The following is a 5,005-nucleotide window of genomic DNA, read 5'->3' as shown; positions in this document are numbered from 1 at the left end:
CGGGTGGCGCAACGTGCCCTCCGCGCCGCAGCGCAAGCGCTACCGCGCGGGCGAGGTCGAGCACGAGGTGCGCTACCGGGCCACGCGATCCGGCCCGGTCGTCGAGGACCACCCGGACGTGGCGGTGCTCGACGCCGGTCCGCACCGGGTCGTGCTCGCCGACGCGGGTGTGCGGCGGGTCTTCGAGGTGGCGCGGTACCCGGAGGAGACCGTCGTCGACTCTCCACTCGGGACGGTGACACTGCGGCCGGTGCCCAGGTTCACCGAACCCGGCGAGGACCTCGCGGCCGGGTCGCTGCCCGCACCCATGCCGGGCACGGTGACCCGGATCGCGGTCGCCCGTGGGGACCGGGTACGCGCCGGAGCGCCGCTGCTGTGGCTGGAGGCGATGAAGATGGAGCACCGGGTCGCGGCCCCGGCCGACGGTGTGGTCACCGAACTCCCCGTCACGGCCGGCGAGCAGGTGCGGGTCGGCACGCTGCTCGCCGTGGTCACCCCCACCGACACCGGAACCGACACCGACACGGACACCGAGACCGGCACGGACACCGAGACCGGCAGGGACAGCGACACGGACACGGAGGAGCGGGTATGAGCGACACGGGCGTGAACTTCACCGAGTCGACCGAACGGCAGGAGCTGCGCGCGGCCGTGGCGCGGTTGGCGACGAGCTACGGACACGAGTACTACGCCGAGAAGGCGCGCGCGGGCGGACACACCACGGAACTGTGGGACGAGGCGGGCAGGCTGGGCTACCTGGGCGTGGCGGTGCCCGAGGAGTACGGCGGTGGCGGTGCGGGCATCGGTGACCTCGCCGCGGTGTGCGAGGAGGTCTGCGCGGCGGGCACACCCATGCTGCTGATGGTGGTCTCGCCCGCGATCTGCGCGACCGTGATCGCCCGGTTCGGCACCGACGAGCAGAAGAAGCGCTGGCTGCCGGGCTTCGCCGAGGGCTCGGTGCGGATGTCGTTCGCCATCACCGAGCCGGACGCGGGCTCGAACGCCCACCGGTTGACCACCACCGCCCGGCGCGACGGGGACGACTGGGTGCTCTCCGGGCGCAAGGTGTTCATCTCCGGCGTGGACGAGGCGGACGCGGTGCTCGTGGTCGGCCGCACCACCGACGCGCGGACCGGCAAGCTCAAGCCCGCGCTGTTCGTCGTGCCCACCGACGCCCCCGGCCTGGAGTACCGGGCGATCCCGATGGACCTGGTGTCGGCGGACAAGCAGTTCGAACTCACCCTGGACGACGTGCGGCTGCCCGCGGACGCGCTCGTCGGCTCCGAGGACGCCGCGATCGCCCAGCTGTTCGCCGGTCTCAACCCGGAGCGCATCATGGGCGCGGCGTTCTCGGCGGGGGTGGCCCGCTACGCGCTGGACAAGGCCGTCGCCTACGCCAAGGAGCGGGATGTCTTCGGCTCCCCGATCGGCGCGTACCAGGGGCTGTCGCACCCGCTCGCGCAGATCAAGATCGAGCTGGAGATGGCCCGGCTGATGACCCAGAAGGCCGCGGCGCTCTACGACGCCGGGGACGACTTCGGTGCGGGCGAGGCGGCGAACATGGCCAAGTACGCCGCCGCCGAGGTCGCCATCCGCTCCGTCGACCAGGCGGTGCAGGTGCACGGGGGGAACGGCCTGGCCTCCGAGTACGGCCTGGGTACCCTGCTCGGCGCGGTGCGGGTGGGCCGCATCGCGCCGGTGAGCCGGGAGATGGTGCTCAACTTCGTGGCCCAGCACAGCCTCGGCCTGCCCAAGTCGTACTGAGCACCGTCGGGAGCACCCCGGGCCCCGGCCCGCCGGGCCCGCGACGGCGTGGGCCCGGCATCCGTCGACGAACGAGGAGCACGAGCGTGAGCACACTGTCCGGGAAGACCCTGATCATGTCCGGCGGCAGCCGCGGCATCGGCGAGGCGATCGCCGTGCGCGCGGCGCGGGACGGGGCGAACGTGGCCCTGCTGGCCAAGACTGCCGAACCGCACCCGAAACTGCCCGGCACCGTGCACACCGCCGCCGAGGCCGTGGAGGCCGCGGGCGGACACGCCCTGCCGATCGTGGGCGACGTCCGGGACGACGAGGTCGTCGAGGACGCGGTGCGGCGCACGGCCGAGCAGTTCGGCGGTGTGGACATCGTGGTGAACAACGCCAGTGCGATCGACCTGACGCCGTCGGAGTCGATCCCGATGAAGCGCTACGACCTGATGCAGGACATCAACGCGCGCGGGTCGTTCCTGCTCTCCCGCACCGCGATCCCCGAGCTGCGGAAGGCGGCCAACCCGCACATCCTCACGCTGTCCCCGCCGATCCGGCTGGAGGAGGAGTGGTTCACCGCGGGCCACCTCGCCTACAGCATCGCGAAGTACTCGATGAGTCTGGTCACCGTCGGCCTGGCCGCGGAACTGCGTTCCGACGGGATCGCGGCGAACTCGCTGTGGCCGCGCACCACCATCGACACCGCCGCGATCCGCAACGTCGTCGGTGCCGAGCTGTCCAGCCGGTCCCGGACCCCGGAGATCATGGCCGACGCCGCGCACGCGGTCCTGACCCGGCCCGCGGCGGAGACCACCGGACAGTTCTTCATCGACGACGAGGTGCTCGCCGCCGAGGGGATCACCGACCTGTCCGGGTACCGGCTCGCCCCGAGCGAGGCCGACCTGCAGCTCGACTTCTGGGTCGATCCGGTCGATGGTGCGTGAGCCCCGGCAGGAACGCAGCCGGACCACGCGGCGGCGGCTGGTGGACGCCGCCGTCGCGTGCCTGGGGGAGCTCGGCTGGACCGGGACCACGGTCGGGGTGATCGCCGAGCGGGCGGGGGTCTCGCGGGGCGCGGCCCAGCATCACTTCCCGACCCGCGAGGAGCTCGTGGTCGCGGCGGTGGAGTTCCTCGCCGACGAGCAGATCGCCGAACTGCGCCGGCGGGCCGCCGAACTGCCGCAGGGGCCGTCCCGGGCCTATCCGGTGGCGCGGATGCTGCTGGACCTCTACACCGGGCCGAAGTTCCGCGCCGCCCTGCACCTGTGGGTGGCGGCCTCCACGGACGAGGCGCTGCGCGGGGTCCTCGCGCCACTGGAGACGCGGGTCGGGAGGGAGGCGCACCGGGTCGCCCTGGAACTGCTCGGCGCCGACGAGTCCCGACCCGGGGTCCGCGAGACCGTGCAGGCCACCCTCGACCTGGCCCGTGGGCTGGGGCTGGCGAGCCTGCTCACCGACGACACCCGCCGCCGGGAGCGGCTGGCCCGGCAGTGGGCCACCTTCCTCGAACCGGTGGTGGGCGGGGCCGGGGACTGAGCGGCCGTCCGGCCCCGCTGCGGGGTGGGTGGCGGGCGAGGTGCGCAGTGGGTGGCGGGCGAGCTCGGGGTGGGTGGCGGACGAGGTGAGCGAGCGCTTAGTATGGCACCCGTCGGTGGACGCGCGAGGGCGCGGCACCGGGGTCGCGGAGAAGCCCGGATCCCTCGGCCGAGCGGGAGGTGCGTGCGTGGGTCGTGAGCGGCGTCGCCTGCGTGGTCAGTCCGGCGTGGCGCCGAGCATCCGCAGGGCCAGCGCGGCGTACTCCGCACCGAGGTCGGTGGGGGACTTGCGCGCGCGCTCGCTGTACCACCGGGCCACGTCGATGGCCAACGACAGCACCGCACGGGCCGCGGTCGTGGGGTCGGTGACGGTGAAGTCCCCCGAGGCGACCCCCGCGGCCACGAGGTCGCGCACGATGCGCTCGATCTCCCGGCGCAGGTCGGCGACCACCTCGTACTCCTGCTCGGGCAGCGCCTCCAGCTCGTACTGCACCACACGGGCCACGGTGTGCCTGCGTGCGTGCCAGGCGACGAACCGCTCCACGATCGACCGCATGCTCTCCACGGGCGTGTCGGCGCTCTCGGCGGCGCGCCGGACCAGCGCGAGGGACTGCTCGTGGCCGCTGCGGCTGATGGCGAACAGCAGCGCCGCCTTGGACGGGAAGTGCACGTACAGCGCGGCCGGGCTCATGCCCGCGTTGCCTGCGATGTCGCGGGTGGTGGTGGCGTGGTAGCCGCGCCGGGCGAACGACTCGACCCCGGCCAGCATCAGTCTGCGGGCGGCCTCCGGTTGGACGTCCGGCCACAGCTCGGCGGACAGCGACATCGTCATACCCGAATTGTAAGCGCACGCTTAGTGTGGAGAGGAGAACGGCAGTGACTTCGACCGAGCAGACCCCGTCGGGGGAGAACTCGCTCAACGGCCGTGTCGCCATTGTGACAGGTGCCAGCCGGGGGATCGGCCTGGGTGTGGCCCGGTCGCTCGTCGAGGCGGGCGCGCGGGTGTGTATCACCGCCCGCAAGCCCGAGCCGCTGGCCGAGGCCGTCGAGGAACTGGGCGGCGGCGCGGTGGCGATCGGCGTCCCCGGCAAGGCCGACGACCCGGAGCACCAGGACGAGGCCGTCGCCCGCACGATGGAGGCGTTCGGCCGTGTCGACCACCTGGTCAACAACACCGGGATCAACCCGACGTACGGGCCGGTCCTGGACACCGACACGGACGCGGCGGCCAAGATCTTCGGGGTGAACGTGCTCTCCCCGCTGTCCTGGACCCGCAAGGTCCGCGACGCCTGGATGGGCGAGCACGGCGGGTCGATCGTGAACGTGGCCTCGATCGCGGGGCTGCGCACCTCGCCGGGCATCGGGATGTACGGCGTGAGCAAGGCCGCGTTGATCCGGCTGACGACCGAGCTGGCGCACGAGCTGGCCCCGGCGATCCGGGTGAACGCGGTGGCCCCCGCCGTGGTCAAGACCCAGTTCGCCACGGCCCTCTACGCCGACCGGGAGGAGGAGGTGGCCTCCGCCTACCCGCTCAAGCGGCTCGGCGTCCCCGAGGACGTGGCCGGCGCGGTGTCCTTCCTGCTCTCCGGGCAGGCCGGGTGGATCACCGGGCAGACCCTGGTGCTCGACGGCGGCGTCACGCTGGGCGGCGGCCTGTGACGGCCGCGGGCTTCGACCCGGCCGGGGCGGGGGTCGTCGTCACCGGCGGCGGCAACGGCATC

The 5,005-nt window shown here is 73.3% G+C and carries 6 protein-coding genes; 5 read left to right on the top strand and 1 reads right to left on the bottom strand.

Annotated features, from left to right (window positions below; genetic code table 11):
* The 4 genes from ACTIR_RS0110905 to ACTIR_RS0110890 form a co-directional block, all read left to right on the top strand.
* Nucleotides 1-595, top strand: a 595-nt coding sequence (locus tag ACTIR_RS0110905) for an acetyl-CoA carboxylase biotin carboxyl carrier protein subunit (protein WP_154663717.1), incomplete at its 5' end; no start/stop codon positions are given.
* A gap of 11 nt (nucleotides 596-606) precedes the next feature.
* Nucleotides 607-1,764 carry an acyl-CoA dehydrogenase family protein gene (locus tag ACTIR_RS0110900; protein WP_026454311.1) on the top strand — a complete coding sequence of 386 codons (1,158 nt, stop codon included), beginning with the start codon at nucleotides 607-609 and terminating at the stop codon, nucleotides 1,762-1,764.
* Nucleotides 1,765-1,850: 86 nt separating this feature from the next.
* Nucleotides 1,851-2,693 carry an SDR family oxidoreductase gene (locus tag ACTIR_RS0110895; protein ID WP_026454310.1) on the top strand — a complete coding sequence of 281 codons (843 nt, stop codon included), beginning with the start codon at nucleotides 1,851-1,853 and terminating at the stop codon, nucleotides 2,691-2,693.
* Nucleotides 2,683-3,285: a TetR/AcrR family transcriptional regulator gene (locus tag ACTIR_RS0110890; protein WP_026454309.1), complete on the top strand. Its 603-nt coding sequence runs from the start codon at nucleotides 2,683-2,685 to the stop codon at nucleotides 3,283-3,285. The genes ACTIR_RS0110895 and ACTIR_RS0110890 overlap by 11 nt, the downstream gene beginning before the upstream one ends.
* A 216-nt stretch (nucleotides 3,286-3,501) precedes the next feature.
* Here ACTIR_RS0110890 and ACTIR_RS0110885 read toward each other — a convergent pair whose 3' ends face one another.
* Entirely contained in the window at nucleotides 3,502-4,116 is a 615-nt protein-coding gene (locus tag ACTIR_RS0110885) for a TetR/AcrR family transcriptional regulator (protein ID WP_026454308.1), read from the bottom strand.
* Between the two features lie 44 nt (nucleotides 4,117-4,160).
* Between ACTIR_RS0110885 and ACTIR_RS0110880 the strand changes: the two genes are divergently transcribed.
* Nucleotides 4,161-4,943 (top strand): SDR family oxidoreductase, encoded by a 783-nt coding sequence (locus tag ACTIR_RS0110880; protein ID WP_026454307.1) that lies wholly within the window; start codon nucleotides 4,161-4,163, stop codon nucleotides 4,941-4,943.
* Nucleotides 4,944-5,005: the final 62 nt, after the last annotated feature.

The organism is Saccharomonospora iraqiensis subsp. iraqiensis (genome assembly GCF_000430445.1).
In the GTDB taxonomy this organism is placed as follows: domain Bacteria; phylum Actinomycetota; class Actinomycetes; order Mycobacteriales; family Pseudonocardiaceae; genus Saccharomonospora; species Saccharomonospora iraqiensis.
The sequence above is the reverse complement of the archived record's forward strand: the minus strand, read 5'-3'. Positions and strand labels throughout refer to the sequence as shown.